We start from the raw sequence: 20,227 nt of genomic DNA, 5'->3' as shown, positions 1-20,227 counted from the left end.
TCATCCCACCGTCAGCTGATTAGTCTTTTTAAGATACTTCGCAGGGATAGGCTTGCGGAGCTTCCACACAACATTCATTGGCTTCGATCCCTCCGACTTCACATAGTCCGCAAGTCCGAGGAAAGTATACGGCGCAGCACCCAGTTTGTTGCTCTTGTATTCACGGACGAATATCATCACGCTTGTACCCATATCACGATGATGTATGTAGCGCTGACCTGTCTTGCTTTCTGGAGTTGTTGTGCTCTGGCTCTGCCAGTGGAACAGCTCGCTGTTGATGGAATAATCATTGTACATGGTGGTGGGCGAATAGTCCTTGTCCGACTTGTTGAGCGTTACGAACAGTAGGTCGGTCTTTTTATTTTCCAGATACTTCACGCCTTCACGGACGGTATCAGGCTTCATGAAGTCCAGCGCCACAAGTATCTGATCTCTCGTATAACTGCAATGCACATCCAGCGGACAGTCATAGTCCACCTGCACAGGCTCGTCGATGAAGTCTATCTTGTCGTACTTGTAGTACATCAGCTCAAGTATCTCACTGAGCATCACAGTCGACCTTGCTATCTTGCGGAAGCCCTCAAGCAGATCGCTGAAACCGCAGTCCTCATAGGACTTCTGCCAAATGGTGAACTGTAACATCTGCCACATTCTCTGCTGAACGCCGTCAAAATCATTGATGCTGTAATTGCCTATCTTCGGCAGATAATCTATCACAAGTTCAATAAGGCGATGTGAATCAATGTATGAAAGTCGGGGAAGTGCCTTAGTGACAACTTCCTCTATTTCTTCAGTGAAATTCTCTCTTACCTCAGCCTGCACACATAGCCTTGCAAAGCTGTTTTTCGTGCCGTAAATCGCACTGATATCAAGGTTGTAGTAATCAAGGAAATTGGTAAGAGTAAGAGCCTTTCCGCTGTCTTCTGTGAAGTTCGCAAGACGCTTGACAATAGCGCTCTTGTCGCCAACAGCCTGCCTGATGTTGTCGAGAATGTACTTCTGCGCCTGCTTTTCCAGCTTGATATAACAGCCCTTCGGCAGCAGGGGAAAGCCGTTCTCTATCTCGTCCCTGACACTGCGCTGAGTGTTGCCGAGAAGTGCCGCAAACTTGCTCTCGAAATTATACTTCATATGTGCCTGACCGATGAAATCCAGAACCGTCAGGCAGTCCTTGCCGTCGCTGAGACGCAGACCACGTCCAAACTGTTGCAGGAACACAGTCAGGCTTTCGGTAGGACGCAGGAACATTACCGTGTTGACCTCGGGAATATCCACGCCCTCGTTGTACAGGTCAACGGTGAAGATGAACTTTATCTCGCCCTCTGCCAGCTTATGCTGTGCCGAATCACGTTCGTCCTTTTTGCTGTCAGCGGTCAGCGCAATGGACGGGATATTGTTCTGATTGAAACGCTGAGCCATATACTCTGCGTGCTCCTTCGATACGCAGAAGCCCAGTCCTTTGACCTTGTCCATGTCCGCAACGTATTTGTTAAGCTCTTTCAGGATAAGCATCACACGCAGGTCGTAGCCGGTATACAGCTTCGACAGGGCAGTTTTATCATATCCGCCTCTTGACCATTTAACGTCATTCAGATCAACGTTGTCGGACACTCCGAAGTAGTGGAAGGGACACAGAAGCTTCCTGTCTATGGCTTCGGGCAGACGTATCTCCGCAGCGATACGGTCATCGAAATACGGCAGTATGCTCTTGCCGTCCATACGCTCGGGAGTAGCCGTCAGACCGAGAAGTATCTTCGGCTTGTAGTATTCAAGCAAGCGCTGATATGTAGGCGCAGCGGCGTGGTGGAACTCGTCAACGATGATGAAGTCATAGTAGTCGGGGGAGGTTATCCTGTCAAGCGCCTGAGAGTTGAAAGACTCAATGGAAATGAACAGGTTTTCAAGGCTCTCAGGCACGATGCCGCCAACGCAGAGATTGCCGAAATTCGCATCGTGAAGCACTCCACGGAAGCATTTTATACTCTGCCTGAGAATCTCTTTTCTGTGTGCCACAAAGAGAAGTCTTGCACGTCCGTTCTGCTGACGGAAACGCTTATAGTCGAAGGCGGAAATGACAGTTTTGCCCGTACCCGTTGCGGCGACAACAAGGTTCTTCCAGTGATGACGTATCTCACGCTCGGCAGTCAGCTTGTCAAGAATCTCCTGCTGATAGGAAAATGGACGGATATCAAAGCTGTAGTCAGTGCTGTCACCGTGATATTTCTCGGCTTTGAGAGCCTGCATCAGATGCACACGGTCATCGGGAGAATACAGCGAAAAATCGGTGCTGTTCCAGTAGTTTTCAAAGGTCGCATTTATCTTGCGGATAGTGTGGGGCTGGTCGTGGGCTGTTATTTTCAGGTTCCATTCAAGGCCGCTTGTCATGGCGGCGTTAGACATATTCGACGAGCCCACATAAGCCGTAGTGAATCCCGTGTCACGGTAGAAAACGTAAGACTTCGCATGAAGCCTTGTGCGTTCGGTATCGTAGGAGACCTTGATTTCTGTGTGAGGCAGTTTGCTCAACTCTTCGACTGCCTTGACATCGGTAGCACCCATGTAGGAAGTGGTGATAACTCGGAGCTGACCGCCACGAGCTGTGAACTCCTGCAATTCGTCAATGATAAGCACCAGTCCGCTCCACTTGATGAAGGACACAAGCATATCTATCCTGTCGGCGGAGACTATCTCCTTTTTCAGCTCGGTCATCATCTGCGGTTCGTGACCTGCGCCTGTGAACAGAGAGCTTGATGCGAGGGAAGTTTCGGGGCGTGTCATGGTAATGCGGCGCTTCATGGTGTCCGCATTGTTCTGCATATTCGCAACTGCGAGAAGCTGTTCCGCACGCTGGTCAACACTCAGACCATCGAACTCCTCGTCACCCGTAAGCTCGGTAACTGCCGATACTATCCTGTTGGCAAGTCCCAGCTGACCTTCGATATCATCACCTGCAAGCCGTGAAAGACCCTTCTCGATGACCTCGGAGAGATACCCTGCCAGCACCTGCGGAGCTTCGGCCTTGTCGATATTTCGCTTGTCGATAAGCTGACGGCTCTCGTCAAGCTCGCCTGACAGGTCTTTGTTGATGACTTGTTCGTATAGTCCTGGTCTGAGCATAGGGGGACACCTCCGGATAGTTGCATAAATTATGGTTGGATTTAACAGTTGTTATTTGTAATATTATAACACAATTGTATCGGATTTACAATGCTTTTAGGTAATATTTTCAAAACTTGTCACTTCCTTTGAGTGGGAGAAGATAAATGACAGTTGTTGTGCTTTTTGCAACAACTGCCACTGCCGAAAAAGAATAATTATTAGCGCAGCACCTGCAACATACACAATTGCAGGTGCTTTTTTTGTGCGTTTATCCAAAGATTTGAAAAATAGCTGTGCAAAACGGCTTTCCCAGTTCTTTATAAGTAGAGGGCATTGAAAGGCGTCCTCCTCATCGGCGACAATAAGGTGACGATAAAAACGCGAGTTATATTCAACCGGTTTTTATGCAGCTCTACAAATTAAAGTGAAAGTTGTGTGAAATAGGTTATCGAAATGCCTCTCCCATTCCCCTATAAGTAGGGGGCAAAATAATCGGCACATATTTGTCATGTTTTGTGCAGCTATCCAAACTTTTTTAGTCAGACTTCAAAAACACCTTCTCCCATTCCCTTATATATGGAGGCGATAAAAATGAGAACATTGATGAGCAGTCAATTATGCATCTCTACAAAATAATATGAAAAGGGTAGCATATCGGGTCCTTCCAGTTCTTTATGAGTAGAGGGCAAAATAAACAGCTGCCATATGCCTCGGCTTGTGCATAGTCACAAAGTTTTTGAAAACTGGGCTACAAAATGCCTCTCCCAGTTCTTTATAAGTAGAGGGGCATAGAATCTTGACAACTGAATATCCTGCGCAGGAGTGATACACAGCAGTTAAGTGCGCCGCAATAGCATGGAGAGTCTTAGCGCATCGAGCTGTGAAATACTTCTCTCTCGTCACGCAAGGCGGAATGAAAGGAATGGTACTGCGCAAGGGCTCCTGTAAAATAATTGCTAACTTGCTACCAAATGGGCTTAGGCGACGATATATCTTGATTTTCACTGATAGCAAAGTTGATAGTTGTTAGTTTTATGATTGGCAAAATACACGAAGCGGCAAACATGATTCTGTGCAAGCCTACAAAGTTTCAAAATCATGGCCCAAAAGAGCCTCTCTCAGCGGCTACTATATGAAGGACACAAAAGCGGCAGCAAAATAAGTGATCGAACTTGTGCAATCATACGAACTTTTAAAAAAGTTGCTCAAAACAGCCCTTCCCAACGGCTACTATATGAGGCGTTAAAAATAGGAACATTCATAAACCGGCAATTATGCATCTCTACAAAATAATATGAAATTATTATGAAAATGGTTGCCAAAAGGGCTCTCCCAGTTCCCTATAAGTAGAGGGACAAATAATACGGTGCTTGTGCAGTTGTACAAACTTTTACAAAAAGACTGTGCAAAACGCCCTTCCCATTCCCTTATAAGTAGAGGGCAATTTTCAGAAATGGAGAATTTTCTGAAAAATTTGCCGGAAAGGGTTATCAAAACGCCTCTCCCAGTTCTCTATAATTAGAGGGCATAGTATCTTGAAAATTAAATATCCTGCGCAGGAGTGATAACACAGCAGTTAAGTGCGCCGCAATGGCTTGGAGGGGCTTAGCGCATCGAGCTGTGAACTACTTCTCTCTCGTCACGCAAGACGGAATGAAAGGAACGGTACTGCGCAAGGGTCCAGACAAAACAATTGCTAACTTGCTACCAAGAGCGTCTAAACGCCGATATATCTTTACTTCTGCCGATAGCAAAATCGGTAGTTGTTAGTTCTGCGATAGTAAATTGCTAACGCCGGAAAAGCTCTGTATCACGTGCTTTGACCGTGTTTGGTAGTTTGTTAGTAAAATAATATGTGCAGGACGCCGTGTCGCGCGTTTGTGCGCGGTTTGTGCCGTCCTGCGGAGGAAGGAGGGATAACTACACCACACGAGCTCTCAAGGCAAATTTGAGGGCAAATAAAGCAAGTTTGAAAGAAAGGATGATAGGATGACCGAAAACTACGACAACAACATTTACAACGAGCCGTACTGTGTCAAAGACGGCTGCCTTTACGAAACGGTCGAACGGAAGGGGACGGTCACAATGGTCAGGCTGTGCGATTACGTTCCCGTACTAAAGTCGGAGATAACATTTGACGACGGAAGTGAGTGCCGCAAAGCATTTGAGATCGGAGCTGTACATTCCAACGGGACAACAATGCCGATGGTAACTGTCACCGCAGACGAGATGAGCAGCATGAAGTGGCTCATCGAGAAGTGGGGCTCGCTGGGTTCGTACTCTCCTGCGAACAACACGCTCGGCAAGATACGTCATGCGATAATGAGTACGAAAGCTGATGTCGAGTTCAGAACTGTGTACAGTCAGACAGGCTGGCGGCAGATCGGTGAGCGTTATGAGTTCCTGATGCCGTCTGCGGATAGTCAGTTCACTGTGGAGCTGCAAGGCAAGCTGAACGCATATAACTGGAGCGGAAGTGCAAGTTCGGACAAGCTGTTCTATCTCACAGCAATGCTTGAAAACGGTCTGCTGCCGCAGAGAGTTATACTTCCGCTGTTGGCGGTAACGTTTCTGTCTCCGCTGGAGCACTTCCTGAAAGCGGCGAGCTGTGAACCGAAATTCATAACTGCTCTTGTTGGTAAAACAGGTACGCGCAAATCCACCACAGCTGCGCTGATGTGTTCGTTCTTTGGAAACTTCACAGCCAGCACCCTGCCGATGTCGTTCCACGATACAGCGAACAGCATCCTCAGCAACATCTATTCGCTGAAGGACGTGCTGACCTGCGTCGATGACCTGCACCCCAATGGTTTGTACGGCGACTCGGAAATGAAAAGCACTGCACAAAATCTTGCGCGTTTCTACGGCGACCGTATTGGTCGTGCGAGGCTGAACAGTAAAATAGAATTGCAGCCGTCGCGTCCGCCGACGGGTATGTGTCTTGTCACTGCGGAGTACGTTCCCGAGATTTCTCAGAGCGGTCTCGCGCGCTACTTCATTGTCGAAATGAAATCTGACGACATAGATCTTGCATTGATGACTGAGTATCAGCAGCTCGCGGCAGACGGTGTGCTTGCGGCGATAATGCACAGCTACGTTGACTGGCTGCGCGAAACATATCTCTGCAATGATGAAAAGTTCGTACAGGGACTGTCAGATACATTCAAAAAATACCGCACCGAAGTGACGGCGGAACTGTCTGCAAGGTGCGATAACTTCCACACAAGAGTTCCTGATACGCTCGCGCATTTGATGATAGGTTTCGACTTCCTGCTTGCGTTCCTGAATGCAAAAGAAGAAATAGGTGTGCAGGACATGGTGAATTATAAAAGCGCATTCAAAAACATAATCGTCACAAGTTCCGTCAGAAACAATTCCATTATCGAGAATGAAAACTACTCCTATCAGTTCTGCGACAAGCTGAAAAGTCTGCTCGACAGCGGCAGGTGCAGTGTCAATTTCATCGGAAACGATTGCGATATGAACCGCAAAGGCTTCATCGGCTTCGAGGACGACAGTTATTACTACCTCATCATGAATGCGGCGTTCTCAGAGGTTGTGAAGCTGTCGAAGGAAATGGGCGAGAGCTTCCCCATTGGCAAAAACAGTCTGATACAACAGCTGGTCGATGACGGTATCATGGTTGTGAAAGGTAAGCGCAACACGACCACGGTCCGCGTCACCGATGACCGTCAAATGAGCGTTGCCGTGCTGGATAAGTCGAAGATGTTCCCTGATATGGAAGATGCCAAAAACAGCTGAAATCGCTGAGATTTTTTGGTTGCAGGATAAAGGCTGGCGTCAAAGCGCCCGCCGTTCCACATCGGACGGGCAAAGCCCGCCGATATTCCGCGGTTTGTGAGAATAAGCAAATGGAGTCAAAATCAAAACAGGAGGAAAAAGCTGATGTCAAAAAATGAAAAAAGCAAGAAGAACGCCGATACTTCGGCAAATTATGAAGGAGTCTATGCTACGAAAATACGATTTCCGCTTTACATTTATCCCGAGACGATGAAAACGGTTGAAAGTCTCTACAAGTCGGATAATTGCAGTACAAAAACTGAGTTTATGGAGAAGGCTATCCGCTTCTACTGCGCGCACCTTATGCAGAACAAGCCTGAGCTTATCGAGTACCTTGCGCCTCAGATAGCGCATATCGTTGAAGGATATATCATGGGAACTGAGCAAAGGTTGTCCCGTGCGATATTCAAGCTCGCTGTTGAAGTCGGTGCGCAGACACATATGCTCGCGGCGATAAATGATATCGAAAAAAGCACACTTTTCAAACTTCGCGAAATGGTCACAGACGAGGTGCGGCGTATCAACGGTATCATAAACTTCGAGAGTGCTGTCAGATATCAGCGCAGTGAGGAAGAATAAAAGCTGATTGTTGTGTAGTGCTTCTGCTCGGTATCAACAGCCGACATTCGTCCAGTCTGGTGAATGGATTTCGTCTGAGAGCTGTGGTATGATTGTTAGTCAGGAGGTGACCGCGGTGATGAAGTTGCAGGATCTGTATTATGGAAACGTCATACCGTGTCAGCACGACGTGAGACAGGATTCCGACTACGCAAAGGGAAGTCTGGAGCTGCTTGAGATGTGCGACACACTGGAGAAACGTCTGTCGGCTGACGATAAAAAATTGCTGAACGAAATAACGGATATGCAGGGAATGCTGTCCGAGACAATGGTAGCGGAGAGCTACATACAAGGCTTCCGCGACTGCGCCGAACTTATTATAGACGTGATGTTCGGCAGGAGCGAGAACCTGAAATAGCATTATTTTAATGGCATGGGTACGGTTGTCGCCGTGCCCATTTGACCTTTGAAGGGAGTGATAAAAATGACCGCAGTATTCATTCGTAAGAACAACTGACGTTCGGCGAAAGGAGAATAGAATGGGTGAAAACAACGAGGAAAGAATAGTTATGCTGACCATAAAGGAGGCGGCGGCTCTTGTGGAGGGGCTGACAGAGTACCGTGTGCGTCAGATGTGCATAAACGATCAGGTGCCGCACATCATGGCAGGCAAGAAATATCTCATCAACAAGGACTTGTTCCTCAGGTATCTGCGTGGGGAGACTGCGTAAATAAATAGTGTGAAAAGGCGTGTTTCCGCTGGACTTTTCTGCCACGGTGTGGTAGAATGTTGTTGGTAGAAACGCGCCGTATTATTGAACGGAGGTTTTATATATGGCGGCTATCAGAAAAAGAAAAAACGGTTCGTATGAAATAAGAGTCTCCTGCGGCTACGGAGTCGACGGCAAACAGCACAACCAGTACAGGAGCTACTATCCCGAGCCCGGAATGACTCCGCGGCAGATAGAGAGGGAAGTCAACAAAATGGCGGTGCTGTTTGAGGAAGAGTGCATGAGGGGACAGATCACTTCAGCGATAAAGTTCCAGAGATTTGCTGAGCAGTGGTTCGAGGAGTACGCGAAAATTAATCTCAGACCGACTTCCTACGCCCGAATGAAACAGCTCACCAAGCGTGTCTATCCTGCACTGGGACACAAGCGCATGGACAAGTTGACTGCGCGCGACATTCAGCGTTTCATCACAGACATGATGATAAATGGCAGGAATGAGACCACAGGCAAACCGCTCTCGCGCAAGACAGCGGTCCACCACCTGAGCTTCATCAGCGACGTGTTTACATACGCGATACGAATGGGTATGCTGAGCGACAATCCGTGCAGGCGAGTGTTCGTGCCAAAGCAGGAGCAGCTCGAAAAGGAGATATTCACTCTGGACGAGGTGCGGACGCTGTTCGCCAATCTGGACAACGAGCCGATGAAGTATCAGCTCTACCTCATGCTTGCGATATACAGCGGATTCCGTCGAAGCGAAATGCTGGGACTGGAATGGAAGGACATCGACTTTGAAAATGACCTCATCCACGTCAGACGAACCTCGCAGTACACCGCAGAGAAGGGAATATACACGGACACCACCAAGACGCGGAGCTCCAAGCGTGTATCGAAAATGCCCGAGATAATAATGGACCTGCTGAGGCGGTTCAAAACGGAGCAGACTATCGAGGCACGACGGCTCGGGACAAAGTGGGTGGAGAACGACAGACTGTTTACTAAGTGGAACGGCGAGCCTATGAATCCGCAGACACCGTTTGAGTGGCTGAAGGGCTACTGCGGACGTGTGGGAGTGCCCTTCAAAAATATCCACTCCCTGCGTCACCTGCACGCGAGTCTGCTTATATTCGAGGGAGTGGACGTGGTTGCGGTCTCGGCTGATATGGGCCACAGCGTCGTAGGAACAACTCTGAACCTGTATTCCCATATGTTCCAGGAGGCGAGGGCTCGCAACTGCGAGGCCATCACCAACGCTCTGAAGTTCGCTCATCAGCCTGCGGAGTGCGTGAAATATGACGTTCAGAACCGCGGCGGTGAGCAGTTCGGGACATAAAAATGACCGCAGAGCCAGAACTCTGCGGCACACCTGAAAATAGTTAAAAGTGGTAATAAGTGGTCAGTAAGTGGTTACGGGTAGTTGGTTAAAATAATAAAAAACTGCAAATGGCTTAAATCAGCCATTTGCAGTAACCAATTAATGGTGACCCGTACGGGAATTGAATTAATCCCGTGCCTTTTAGTAGTCTTTAGTAAAATACGAAAATGGCTGTATTTCGCGGAATTTTGAAGCTTCATTTATAGTAACTTCAAGCGATTTCAGACGATTTTTAGTACTAATAAGTGCCAAACAAGTGCCAAAAGTGGCGCATTGTCCTCCAAATATAAAGTTAATGTTCTATGAAAAGATAGCAGTGGATACATTATTTTAAGATTGTATCCACTGCTTTTTTCCAATATCACATAGTTATTTCGTACTCACTTATTACTTTTCCTGCCGAATCATACTCAATGCACTTCATTTTATAAGCTAACTTTTTCGGTGCCGGTCTGTTCTCGGAATCAAGATACATTTTTACAAGTTTGACTCCGCCATGCTCAAATTTTCCTGTTTCGATTTCCATATTCGCACTTGACTTGTTGCTTGAAGCCATTTTAAGATAATCTAAATTCCATTGTTCAGCGACCTCATCAATATTTGTGTGCCTTCTGAAAGCCCATTGGCGACGATCAGTTTCTTCGGTATTGAAATCGTTTATATTCTCATACAACTGAATCCTGACCGTTCCATTTTCAAACGTTTCATTTGAAACACACTCCTTAAACGATGTCAATGTTTCCTGCGGAACAAATTTGAAGAAATCCTTACCAAACCACATTATGTATGTACTTGTAAATTCGATACCGCCATATTCATGTCTATGCCTTGAGAATTGTTCTAAATCTAATACTTCATATTTAAAAGGCAGATTAATTACTTTTTTTAGTTTGGAAGCATCTATGCCCATTTTTTCATAAAATGATATATCATTTGAACCACTCAAAAGGCCGTCTAAACGGTCACGAAAAGTCGCATTGATTATCTTAGTGCCGTTCAATAAATCGTTCAACTTATTGAGAAACTCAGATTCATCTATACAATCTTTTGAATGCATCATAATAGTAATAACATTCGATATATCATCATATCTCAGCATAAATGTATTATTAAAGTCTTGTGAAAGGGGGGCTGAAAAACGTATTCTTTTCTCAAAAGAACTGTATAAATAATCATAATATGTAGCTTTATTATAATTTGTTTTCTTATGCAGAGTTGCCGGACTCATTTTCTTTAATTGAAAAGGCAGATTATCTATTACATCTTCAATAAAACCATGCACTGTTTCATCATAATGCATCGATAATTCAAAAGCTATTCCATTTACGTTCATTCAAATTCTCCTATCTTAATTTGGATTCCATTTTCATCTGCAATTGATTTGATAGCCTCTGTATCAATCATATTAGATGTTCCAGGAGGTACACGAATATCTAATATTTTATTATTACATAAATCGTCACCATGATATTGAACAAATTCTCCTAATGCTTCCGCGTACTTATTAATTTTACTAATTCTCGCTGTTTCAGAGTATGACGAAGGATTCATTGTTTTAAAACTTACAATAGTAGTATCCTTTTGAAAATCAATTACAGGATAATATCCATTACTCTCGTCTCCAATATAAAACCAAGTTTTATACTCTGTTGCAGCAGCAGCCCTCTCTATATATTTTCCGCGCACTGTGGAACGAAGCCCCCAAACATTTGTCATATCATCAGGCATTTTCGACATGTTATCAAGTAACATATCTATTCCGTCTGAACCGACTTCCATATAATCCGCAACCGCATCATCACCGAATTCCAATAAATGATATACAGCCTTGTCTTTATCTGAAGCAGAATTCAATATTTCAATTATTTCTGGATTTTGTTTCGTTATTGATTCCAAGCCATGAACGTAGTCATCGCCATACTTAACAGCCTGTGAAACAGTTTCTTTGCTAAGACCGCTATTTAACATTCGTTCACTTGAATGTACTATATCATAGGCATCATCAACGTAATTCAGACTATCCCTTGCGACTTCCGGAGACAGTTCGCTAACAACAATTTTGTTTTTGAAGTAATTATATATATTTCCGCCATACTTTGTCAAAGCAGCGCAAGATGCAACTAATCCAATATCCAAAAGATACCATGCTCGTTCGTCTTGTAGATATTCTTGACAAGCAGCATCACCATTGCAAGCCTCATTTACAATAGCCAAAGTATAAACATAATTGAACACAGCGGTAACAAGTGCATATGTAGCGGCTGCCGCTAAAATAAACATAGGTAATGTTACTGCCGACAGCATTACATACGCATTCACTATGCTATAAAATGCGGCTGCAGAAATTGCTAAATCCAAACTTGTCGCAACCATGGCAATTATTTGATCAAACGATATTCCGGTTGTTGTCGCTCCTCCCGAAGTTCCCACATTTTTAGAAAGCATATAGACAGAGTATCCACTATAAGGATCATACATTATATACCCAGAACCTGTCCAACTATTAATTGTAATATCCTTTTGCGGTACAGTTACGATATATCCAGCATTTATTGCTTCGTCAATTATTTTATTTGCATTTGCATTTACATTAAACTCTGAAAGATTATGTTCGCTTCCGTTATATAGAGTATAGATATCTATATCATTATTCTCAGCATATTTGATAACTTCCATAGTTGATACGCTATCAACATCAAAAAGCTCCTTGAGCACATTACTTTCTATATATGATGACATCATTCCCGATGACGACTTGAAAATTAGTTCGTTGTTATTATTCGAGTCCTTTGCAGAACAACTATAAGTATTTCCTATAACGTCAATCACAAAATTGCCGGACTGTTGAATGCTGTACTCCATGGATACTCCCATTGAGGTCTTTTCAGTTATTTCTGGTTCATATCCGAAAAATGATACGCTTAAATTATGAGAATAATATGTATCGGTTTCTTCGGCTATAGAATGCGTTGCAATATCTAATTGTGTAAAATAATTATATCCCACAAGCTCTAAAATCTTGCCTATGTATTCATCCGAATACAAATTACTTTTACTTATTGAATCGTTTAAAGAATACACATTATTTATAGAGGTAGACGTCTTATATGCCGCAATATTTTGATAATCGAATACAATGGAGTATATTGAGCCTACACACATTTCTTTGGTAAAAATATAATCCTGATTATTTGTATGTAGCTTTACAGTAGTTGTTTGGTATGAGCCAACATTAGCTCCACCACCTTCAAAATATGCCTCTCCATCTATTTTTAATATTGGATGCAAATTGACACGATTTGACCAGCCACTATTAATCAACCCATATACATTATTAGGATGTATATCATATCCTTCGTTCTCGTCTTCGTTTACAGCATATTCTATTGTTATCCTTCTGTTATACAATTCTGCACTTCTAAACTCATGGAACTCTCCATCGAAATAAAAGGATATCTTATCTGAATCATCCGATGCCACATTATCAAATTCTGTTTCAATAGTAGTTTCATAAGGCAATTCAGTAGGAAGTGCATTGTTTTCAATAAGTTTTATTTTTCGATTAGTGAGATATCCCGATTTTACATTCGACTCACTTTTATAGTTTTTCTTCATTGAGTACTTAAAATAATCGGCATCCGCAACCCAATCGTCAAGATTACTATCATATTCATTAAATATCGAATCAACAGACACATATTCCTTGAAACTTGGATCAAGGTAGAATTCATTTGAATCATAAATCAGTTTCACCCAAACATGATTAAATGATGTAGTATTTAACTGCTGATTATATGAAGCTTCCGGATCTCTCAGTCTGATAATATTTAATGCCGAATCTATATCTTTTGCCCCAGTATAATTAATAGCCTGCTGTTCTGTCAACTCAATAGTGCCATTTATATATGAAGCCTCATAATTCAAATGCTTAAGCATAGCTATGAACAAACTAGCAATATCATAATCATTGCCGCCGTATTGCTCAAATGTACCAATTGCACCTTTTCTAGAATCAGGATAGAATTCGAAATTAATACTATTTGAAATGTAATTGTAAATATTAACTGGAGTTGCTAAGCTTTCAGTTATGTCCGCCATTTCTTGTGTTAGGGAAAGTTCTGTCTGTGCACCATCAAGCACTGTTCTATCTTGGGAAATTATATCATCGTATGTGCTACCAGGAAATTGCTTAATCGCTCCAAGAAGAAACTGATTTAACAAGTATAAGTCATAATAGTCAATCCTTCCGTTACCATCCAAGTCTCCAGCTCTATCATAAGGTTTGTCGTATCCAACAATTTGGCGGAGCAGAACCATATCAAAAGTATTGACTATGCAATCGCCATCCAAGTCACCTAATATAACTTCCGCATCTACGGCTTTGGCAGATTTTGATTGAATAATGCCTTCCATATTTGTTGTAGCGCACAAAAGCGAAAAAGCAATGGTGGTAATAAATGAAATAGTTCTTAATAAAACTGATCGCATGATAAACTCTCCTTATAAAGTATAATTATTAGTGTATTAGGATGATTCGGTCATTCCCCATCATATCAAACATTTCTACACTCAATACACAGATTATAACACATTAATTCTTGAAATTCAACCCTTAAAATCTAATGGGAAGAAAAGAGCATAGGGAAAACTAGCGTTGTATCCAAGATAGTTTGAAATCACGTGTTTTCATCTTCGAATAAAAATATATAAGCGTTTATCCAATACTTTATTTTGAAGTTCCGATTATGCTCACATAAATTTTTGAGAACCCTATTTATAATCTTGCTCGCGGCGTTTATTGTCACCATTAGTATATCAGCAATATCTGATACGGGCAATTTAAAATAGTATAATTTGTCCCTTTAGTTAAGACGATGAATAGCATTCCTGAACTCCTCCTCCGACAACTCACCTGACATGAACGCTACTTTAGCAGTATGCAGTTCCCTGAGCCAGTCAGCATAGTCGTTATAGGACAAGTCCTTGCCCTGCTTTTCGTCTCTGAGCTTTAGTTCGTACCGCTCCACTCGCCGGTAATTGCGATTTATAGCTCTGTCATAATCAGCCAGCAGCTCGCTGTGCTGAAGTCTGAATTTATATATCTGCTGCGGACCTATCTGCTTACAGGTGCGTCCGTCCTCAGTCCTGACCCGATCACAGTATCGGGTCTTTTTCTTTGTCTTGGGCTTGAAAAAATGACCGCAGTAGTCGCACTGACTGAAACTCGTATCATATTCCATTGCGTGCAGGAAGATGTACCAAATATAGTCAGGCAGGTTGTCAAAACGGTAACCTCTGCTGTATGGCAGCTTAGGTCTTGTCATCTGAAACATTTCCGTGCCGACATCTGTATGAGCAATGACTTGCTCAAATTGGCACTTGAAAATAGTTTCCCTGCCTAAGAATGCTTTAGTAGTCTTTTCCTCGTGGGTGCCTTCAAATCTGCAATACGCATCTGCGATAGTGAAGAAAATGTTTTGAGTGTGTACCATATCTCGCAGCATTTCAACAGCGTGATCCTTATGCTCAAAAAGCTCTTCATAACTTGATATATCATAACTGTCAACATACAGTTTTGTACATAGCAGAAAGCTGTACACAGGTTCTTCCTGACAAAAGATCTCAGCGGCATATCCAACAGCTCGGCATACGCCCAAAAGTTCATCAGGAGTCGTGTTATCCCTGGTATATGCTTTCAGTTTGTCAAGAAGTCTGTTGAACGGCGTCAGATCGATCTCAAGAAAGTCTATCAGCTGCTGCTCAAATGTTATCTCAGGCAGCTCGGTTGCTTCCTCTCCATCGTACATAAAGCGCCTGATAGTATTTTTATTTGGGAAAACGTACAGTCCACGGCTCAGATACATAAGTTTTGCCTCCAAAGATAGGTTACCACTATTATAACACACATCATATTGAAATGAAAGTGTAAAAAATCTTTTGAGTTTCATTTCGCATTTATTATGCGAAAAAAGTCTGTTATGATTGAAACTGAGGAAGAGTCTTCGGACTTGGACAGAAACTTGAAAATTGAATATGGGATCAGGAGTTACGTTGTTTCCGATGGTGGGGCGGTGAGCCGTACCAGCCCAGAGATACGCGATGACCCGCAAGGCGAGCGATAACATCTCTGGTTTCACATAGCGCAGATGTGAAGTAAGCGATGAAAGTCGGGAACGGATACTTACACTCAGCCACAGTCCGAGCGTGATAAAACCGTCGCAGGCAATGGGAGTGTGCCGGGGCAGCCGAGCATTTAGGTTGTCTATGAGTCCGATGTGCAGTCGGGCGGCTTCTGATTCGGTCAGGCATAGTGCGGCGGATACTGCTGTTCAAAACAGTGTGTCTGCTATGCTGGGACGTACTATGTCCTGATGCGTTCGTGATCTGCAGCCTTAAATAATAGTCAAAAACATACTAAAATGCAATAAGGATACTGCTCCCACATTTTTATTCCGAAATGCTCATTTTTGACTGAAAAACATTCAAAACTGTCGACTTGGCAGTTTTGAGTTGAAATGTCTGCAAAGCTCTATTCTATGCGCTTTGCGGTCAATATCAGTTTCCTGTGAGAAAAGGTCAGTTCTCATGAAAATCAATTTGTGTTTAGGAAAACGTTTCAGAGCGGTCAAAAACATATGCAAAAACAGGTCGATTTGCATAAAGGATACTGCTCCCACATTTTTACCTGTGGAGTGTAGAAATCCGTCCGACACAGCCCACAAAAATAGTTCGCACGAGCAGTTGCCCGTAACGAAAAAAGCTGTCGGCTGTGTTCGGGGATCTTATGAGAAAGGAGGAATGCTATGAGTAATGTGTTACAAACAAAAACCGCAGAAGAAATACTGTCAACAGTATTCAAGCCGAAGGAGTTCATCATTGACGGTCTGCTCACGCAAGGACTGTATGTACTTGCAGGTGCGCAGAAGGTAGGCAAGTCATGGCTGGCAATGGATATCTGTCTCAGCATTGCAACAGGAGTTCCGGTGCTCGGACGAGAAACTATTCAGGGAACTGCGCTGTACTTGTGTTTGGAAGATAACTATCAGCGACTACAGCGCAGATTGTTTCAGATGAACGCCGAACCGATTGAGAATCTGCACTTTGCAGTTGCCGCTGACAAGATTGGTGCAGGTCTTGAAGAACAGATAGAAGCGTTCAAGAAAGATCACGATGACTTAAAGATAGTTGTGATTGACGTTATGCAAATGGTGCGCAGCAATGTTGAGTCAAGTTACGGTGCTGACTACGCTGATCTGATCGCACTCAAACAAGTCGCATACCGCTTAGGTATATGCATACTGATGATTCATCATATGCGAAAAGCTAAGGACGATAATCCGTTCAATATGATGACAGGCAGTACAGGTATCGGCGGTGCAACTGACGGCAACTTTGCGCTCAAGGAAACAAAGTGCGGCTCAGGAAAAGCGATCATGTATTGTCAGGGGCGTGACATTGAATACACTGAACTGCGAATGCATTTCGATACCGATGCAATGTGCTGGATAGTTGAGAATGAGCCTGCGACACAGAAGAGCCGCGACAATATTGTTCTCTCTGCTGTATATCTTTTCATCAGTGAGCGCATTCACTTTGAAGGCACTGCAACCGAGTTGGTTGAAGAGTTAAAATCAGTTACCGATGAAGTCATTTATCCGAACAGAGTTACAAGAGACTTAGTCCAGAATGGTTATGAACTAAGCAAGTACGGTATTGATTTCAAGTACGAAAGAGTTCACAAAGGTCGTGTCATCATCCTTCACTACAACGGCGAGCGTGACAATAGTGACGGTAGAAATGTTACCGTCACGCAGGCGCTGACTGACAGCTCACAAAGCTCTATATAGCTTCATCTGCGGAGCGTGTCGGTAGGATTCCGTGTCGGTAGAGTTACCGTCACGGCAGAGTTACTGTCACGCACAAAAACGCCCATTTTTGCCGCAACAGTCCAAATCGGGTAGTTATCCCACCCGTGTCCACAAAAGCGATTGTCGCGCAACGTGGAGCGAGTGTGGGCGGCATTGGCATAAGGGGAAAACTACCGCTGACGGAGCAGTACAGGCGACGGAAGTATGAAATGCCAGCATCGCATTCGGCAGTCCGCCGAACGCTTGCTGGTCGGGGCGAACCCCGAGCCCCCTCTCAAAAATCGCACAAAGAAGAAAGGAGCGTGATACAATGAGAAAACGCAATCGAACGATCACTATCCGCTGTACTGATGACGAGTACGAGCGGATACACAGCAAGGCTAAGCGGCACAAGCAGTCCCTCAGCGACTTCATTCTCAGATCGGCACTGGATAAGAAAATCGTCGTAGCAGACGGATTGAACGAGGTAGCAAAGCAGCAGAAAGCTATCGGTCGGAATCTCAATCAGATAGCAATGCTGGCTCATGAAGGACGGCTTCACTCCGTTCGACTGGACGAGCTTGTGGAGCAGCACAAGTCAGTGACAGCGGCAGTCTGTGAGATAGCAAAGGTGGTGAAGTGATGCCCATAATCCATTTTATCAACAACAAAACTCAGACCGCTGGCGGCATGAGAAACGTCCTTAATTACGTCAGCAGAAAGGAAAAGACCGTGTCAGAGGACAAGCGTTTCGTGACCGGAGTCAACTGCTCACCCGAGACCGCACTCGATGAAATGACCGCGACTAAGAACCTGTACCATAAACCTGACGGTCGATTGTACTATCATCTGGTGCAGAGCTTCCCCAGCGGATACGAAATCGAACCCGAGCTTGCCCACAAGATAGCAGTGGAGCTTGCGGAGAAAGCATTCAACAAATACGAAGTTGTAGTCGCTACTCACATTGACAGAGAGCATATCCACTCACACTTCGTGTTCAACTCGGTCAGTTTCGAGGATGGGAAGAAGTATCATTCAAACAAGGAGAGTGTCGAGGAACTGATGAAGCTCAGCGATGAGATCTGTCAGCGGTACGGAGTTCATGTGCTTGATACTCCCAAGAAGAAAATGAACAGGGACTACCTCTCCGACAGCGAGTACAGGTCAGCCAAGCGCGGCGAGAGCTTCAAGTGGGAGCTGATGAATGTCATAAACCAAGTGATGAAACAGGCGAAGTCAAAGAAGCAATTCTGTTTCATGATGAAACAGCAGGGCTATGGTGTACGGTGGGAGGACAACCGCAAATACATCACCTACACCTGTCCTAATGGCAGAAGATGCCGTGACAATAAGCTTCACGGCGAACGTTATCGAAAGGAGAATATGGAGTATGAATTCGAAACAAGAAGAATTGCAGCAGATGTACGACAAGGAATTATCAGCAGCGGAGGAAACTCAGCCAGCAGTGTTGGTACTCGATGCCAATTGGAGAGCGCTGATAAAGTTGAACAAACTGATGTCGCAGGAGCAGTTAGAGATACTGGAAACGCTATCGGTGTTGGCGACGAAAGCAGAGACAGAACAGGTGCTGAAAACAGTCCGTTCCGAGCAGAGAGATACCATAGCGAGCTGTCGGGAGCTGCTGGATCAAACGTCGGAAAACACGACGTTAGCAATCGAGCAGTTGAAGAAAGCAACAGCGGACCTGTCATCACAGGCTGGGAAGCTGAACGAGGAATATGGCTCGAAGCTGAAAGAGCTCGACGAATACAAGCACAGGCTAAGATTGAAAGCAGCCAAGTGGATAGTGATCTCGCAGTCAGTTTTGATAGCATTGTCGGCGGCGTTACAGCTGTGGCTTCGATGATTGATGACGAGCCTGCCGACGATACTGAGTACGCTCGGGAGCACATTGACAGCAAAGCTCTTGCTGAGGAACGAGAGCGAAAGGAAGCTCTTGGAATACATATGGGATAGTCCTGTGAGGTGTGCTTTGTTTCAACAGCCGGTTTTCGTCAGGTCTGATGAATGGATTTCGTTTGAGTGCTGTGGTATGATTGTTGGTCAGGAGGTGACCACGGCGATGAAGTTGCAGGATTTATACTACGGAAACGTCATACCGTGTCAGCACGATGTGAGGAAGGACTCCGACTATGCAAAGCGGAGTATTGAGCTTCTCGAGTTGTACGACGCACTGGAGAAACGACTGTCGGCTGACGATAAGAAGCTGCTGAACAACATAACGGATATGCAGGGAATGCTGTCCGAGACAATGGCAGCGGAAAGCTACATACAAGGCTTCCGTGACTGCGCCGAGCTTATCATAGATGTGATGTTCGGCAGGAGCGAGAACCTGAAATAAAATCATAACAATCAAAATGGAAAGGGTACGGACAGAGCCGTACCCTTAAATTTTTAGTAAAGGAAAGATGAAAATGAACACTTTAATTCACACGGGAAACATGAACGAGACAATGAGAAGGAGTATGATTGAATGGTTGAAAACAAAACAGAGACTAAAATCGTAATGCTGACCATAAAGGAGGCGGCATCTCTTGTGGAAGGGCTGACCGAGTACAGAGTCCGTCAGATGTGCATCAATGACCAAGTACCGCACATCATGGCAGGCAAGAAATATCTCATCAATAAAGAGCTTTTCCTGAGATACCTTCGTGGAGAAACAGCGTGAGCGATTTTATCAGTAAAGAAGATTTTTAACACGAACGGCGCATTTCTGATAGACATTTCCGCAGACCTGTGGTATAATGTCGGTGGAGGAAATGCGCCATAGTTTTGAAACGGAGGTTTTTAAATAT

At 44.4% G+C, this 20,227-nt stretch carries 14 protein-coding genes; 10 read left to right on the top strand and 4 right to left on the bottom strand.

The annotated features are described in order from the left end of the window. A complete protein-coding gene (locus tag T488_RS0105485; protein ID WP_028519931.1) occupies nucleotides 1-3,117 on the bottom strand; it encodes a DUF3427 domain-containing protein in 3,117 nt (1,038 codons plus the stop codon). A gap of 1,971 nt (nucleotides 3,118-5,088) precedes the next feature. Between T488_RS0105485 and T488_RS0105480 the strand changes: the two genes are divergently transcribed. The 5 genes from T488_RS0105480 (at nucleotide 5,089) to T488_RS17065 (ending at nucleotide 9,522) form a co-directional block, all read left to right on the top strand. Then, a complete protein-coding gene (locus T488_RS0105480; RefSeq protein WP_028519930.1) occupies nucleotides 5,089-6,861 on the top strand; it encodes a DUF927 domain-containing protein in 1,773 nt (590 codons plus the stop codon). A gap of 144 nt (nucleotides 6,862-7,005) precedes the next feature. After that, nucleotides 7,006-7,479: a hypothetical protein gene (locus tag T488_RS0105475; RefSeq protein ID WP_082320442.1), complete on the top strand. Its 474-nt coding sequence runs from the start codon at nucleotides 7,006-7,008 to the stop codon at nucleotides 7,477-7,479. 118 nt (nucleotides 7,480-7,597) lie between these two features. Then, a complete protein-coding gene (locus tag T488_RS0105470; RefSeq protein WP_028519928.1) occupies nucleotides 7,598-7,876 on the top strand; it encodes a DUF6809 family protein in 279 nt (92 codons plus the stop codon). A gap of 121 nt (nucleotides 7,877-7,997) precedes the next feature. Next, the gene (locus T488_RS0105465) at nucleotides 7,998-8,189 is read left to right on the top strand and encodes a helix-turn-helix domain-containing protein (RefSeq protein WP_028518030.1); all 192 of its coding nucleotides are present in this window, start codon (nucleotides 7,998-8,000) and stop codon (nucleotides 8,187-8,189) included. A gap of 103 nt (nucleotides 8,190-8,292) precedes the next feature. Continuing rightward, nucleotides 8,293-9,522 (top strand): site-specific integrase, encoded by a 1,230-nt coding sequence (locus T488_RS17065; protein WP_051536333.1) that lies wholly within the window; start codon nucleotides 8,293-8,295, stop codon nucleotides 9,520-9,522. 403 nt (nucleotides 9,523-9,925) lie between these two features. Here T488_RS17065 and T488_RS0105455 read toward each other — a convergent pair whose 3' ends face one another. From T488_RS0105455 to T488_RS0105445, 3 genes are all read right to left on the bottom strand, one after another. Beyond that, entirely contained in the window at nucleotides 9,926-10,897 is a 972-nt protein-coding gene (locus T488_RS0105455; RefSeq protein ID WP_028519927.1) for a hypothetical protein, read from the bottom strand. Next, nucleotides 10,894-14,052, bottom strand: a complete 3,159-nt coding sequence (locus tag T488_RS0105450) for a transglutaminase domain-containing protein (protein WP_028519926.1) — start codon at nucleotides 14,050-14,052, stop codon at nucleotides 10,894-10,896. The genes T488_RS0105455 and T488_RS0105450 overlap by 4 nt, the downstream gene beginning before the upstream one ends. A 374-nt stretch (nucleotides 14,053-14,426) precedes the next feature. Beyond that, nucleotides 14,427-15,428, bottom strand: coding sequence for a DUF6076 domain-containing protein (locus T488_RS0105445; protein WP_028519925.1), 1,002 nt, complete (start codon nucleotides 15,426-15,428; stop codon nucleotides 14,427-14,429). A 948-nt stretch (nucleotides 15,429-16,376) separates the two neighbouring features. Here T488_RS0105445 and T488_RS17060 point away from each other — a divergent pair. From T488_RS17060 to T488_RS0105420, 5 genes are all read left to right on the top strand, one after another. After that, on the top strand, nucleotides 16,377-17,411 hold the full coding sequence (locus T488_RS17060) for an AAA family ATPase (RefSeq protein ID WP_196243275.1): 1,035 nt from the start codon (nucleotides 16,377-16,379) through the stop codon (nucleotides 17,409-17,411). Nucleotides 17,412-17,742: 331 nt separating this feature from the next. Next, nucleotides 17,743-18,054, top strand: coding sequence for a plasmid mobilization protein (locus tag T488_RS17055; protein WP_051536330.1), 312 nt, complete (start codon nucleotides 17,743-17,745; stop codon nucleotides 18,052-18,054). After that, nucleotides 18,054-19,388 carry a relaxase/mobilization nuclease domain-containing protein gene (locus T488_RS17050; RefSeq protein ID WP_051536327.1) on the top strand — a complete coding sequence of 445 codons (1,335 nt, stop codon included), beginning with the start codon at nucleotides 18,054-18,056 and terminating at the stop codon, nucleotides 19,386-19,388. The genes T488_RS17055 and T488_RS17050 overlap by 1 nt, the downstream gene beginning before the upstream one ends. Before the next feature lie 76 nt (nucleotides 19,389-19,464). Continuing rightward, nucleotides 19,465-19,773: a DUF6809 family protein gene (locus tag T488_RS0105425; protein ID WP_242838302.1), complete on the top strand. Its 309-nt coding sequence runs from the start codon at nucleotides 19,465-19,467 to the stop codon at nucleotides 19,771-19,773. A 132-nt stretch (nucleotides 19,774-19,905) separates the two neighbouring features. Beyond that, a complete protein-coding gene (locus T488_RS0105420; protein WP_028519923.1) occupies nucleotides 19,906-20,100 on the top strand; it encodes a helix-turn-helix domain-containing protein in 195 nt (64 codons plus the stop codon). The last annotated feature ends 127 nt before the right edge of the window (nucleotides 20,101-20,227 follow it).

Source organism: Ruminococcus flavefaciens ND2009, assembly GCF_000621785.1.
Classification (GTDB): Bacteria; Bacillota; Clostridia; order Oscillospirales; family Ruminococcaceae; genus Ruminococcus; species Ruminococcus flavefaciens_C.
This window is presented reverse-complemented; position numbering and strand designations above follow the sequence as displayed.

Excerpts from the sequence above, each read along its gene's own strand:
- T488_RS0105485 (WP_028519931.1), bottom strand. The coding sequence starts at position 3,117 with ATGCTCAGACCAGGACTATACGAACAAGTCATCAACAAAGACCTGTCA.
- T488_RS0105480 (WP_028519930.1), top strand. The coding sequence starts at position 5,089 with ATGACCGAAAACTACGACAACAACATTTACAACGAGCCGTACTGTGTC.
- T488_RS0105475 (WP_082320442.1), top strand. The coding sequence starts at position 7,006 with ATGTCAAAAAATGAAAAAAGCAAGAAGAACGCCGATACTTCGGCAAAT.
- T488_RS0105470 (WP_028519928.1), top strand. The coding sequence starts at position 7,598 with ATGAAGTTGCAGGATCTGTATTATGGAAACGTCATACCGTGTCAGCAC.
- T488_RS0105465 (WP_028518030.1), top strand. The coding sequence starts at position 7,998 with ATGGGTGAAAACAACGAGGAAAGAATAGTTATGCTGACCATAAAGGAG.
- T488_RS17065 (WP_051536333.1), top strand. The coding sequence starts at position 8,293 with ATGGCGGCTATCAGAAAAAGAAAAAACGGTTCGTATGAAATAAGAGTC.
- T488_RS0105455 (WP_028519927.1), bottom strand. The coding sequence starts at position 10,897 with ATGAACGTAAATGGAATAGCTTTTGAATTATCGATGCATTATGATGAA.
- T488_RS0105450 (WP_028519926.1), bottom strand. The coding sequence starts at position 14,052 with ATGCGATCAGTTTTATTAAGAACTATTTCATTTATTACCACCATTGCT.
- T488_RS0105445 (WP_028519925.1), bottom strand. The coding sequence starts at position 15,428 with ATGTATCTGAGCCGTGGACTGTACGTTTTCCCAAATAAAAATACTATC.
- T488_RS17055 (WP_051536330.1), top strand. The coding sequence starts at position 17,743 with ATGAGAAAACGCAATCGAACGATCACTATCCGCTGTACTGATGACGAG.
- T488_RS17050 (WP_051536327.1), top strand. The coding sequence starts at position 18,054 with ATGCCCATAATCCATTTTATCAACAACAAAACTCAGACCGCTGGCGGC.
- T488_RS0105425 (WP_242838302.1), top strand. The coding sequence starts at position 19,465 with ATGATTGTTGGTCAGGAGGTGACCACGGCGATGAAGTTGCAGGATTTA.
- T488_RS0105420 (WP_028519923.1), top strand. The coding sequence starts at position 19,906 with ATGGTTGAAAACAAAACAGAGACTAAAATCGTAATGCTGACCATAAAG.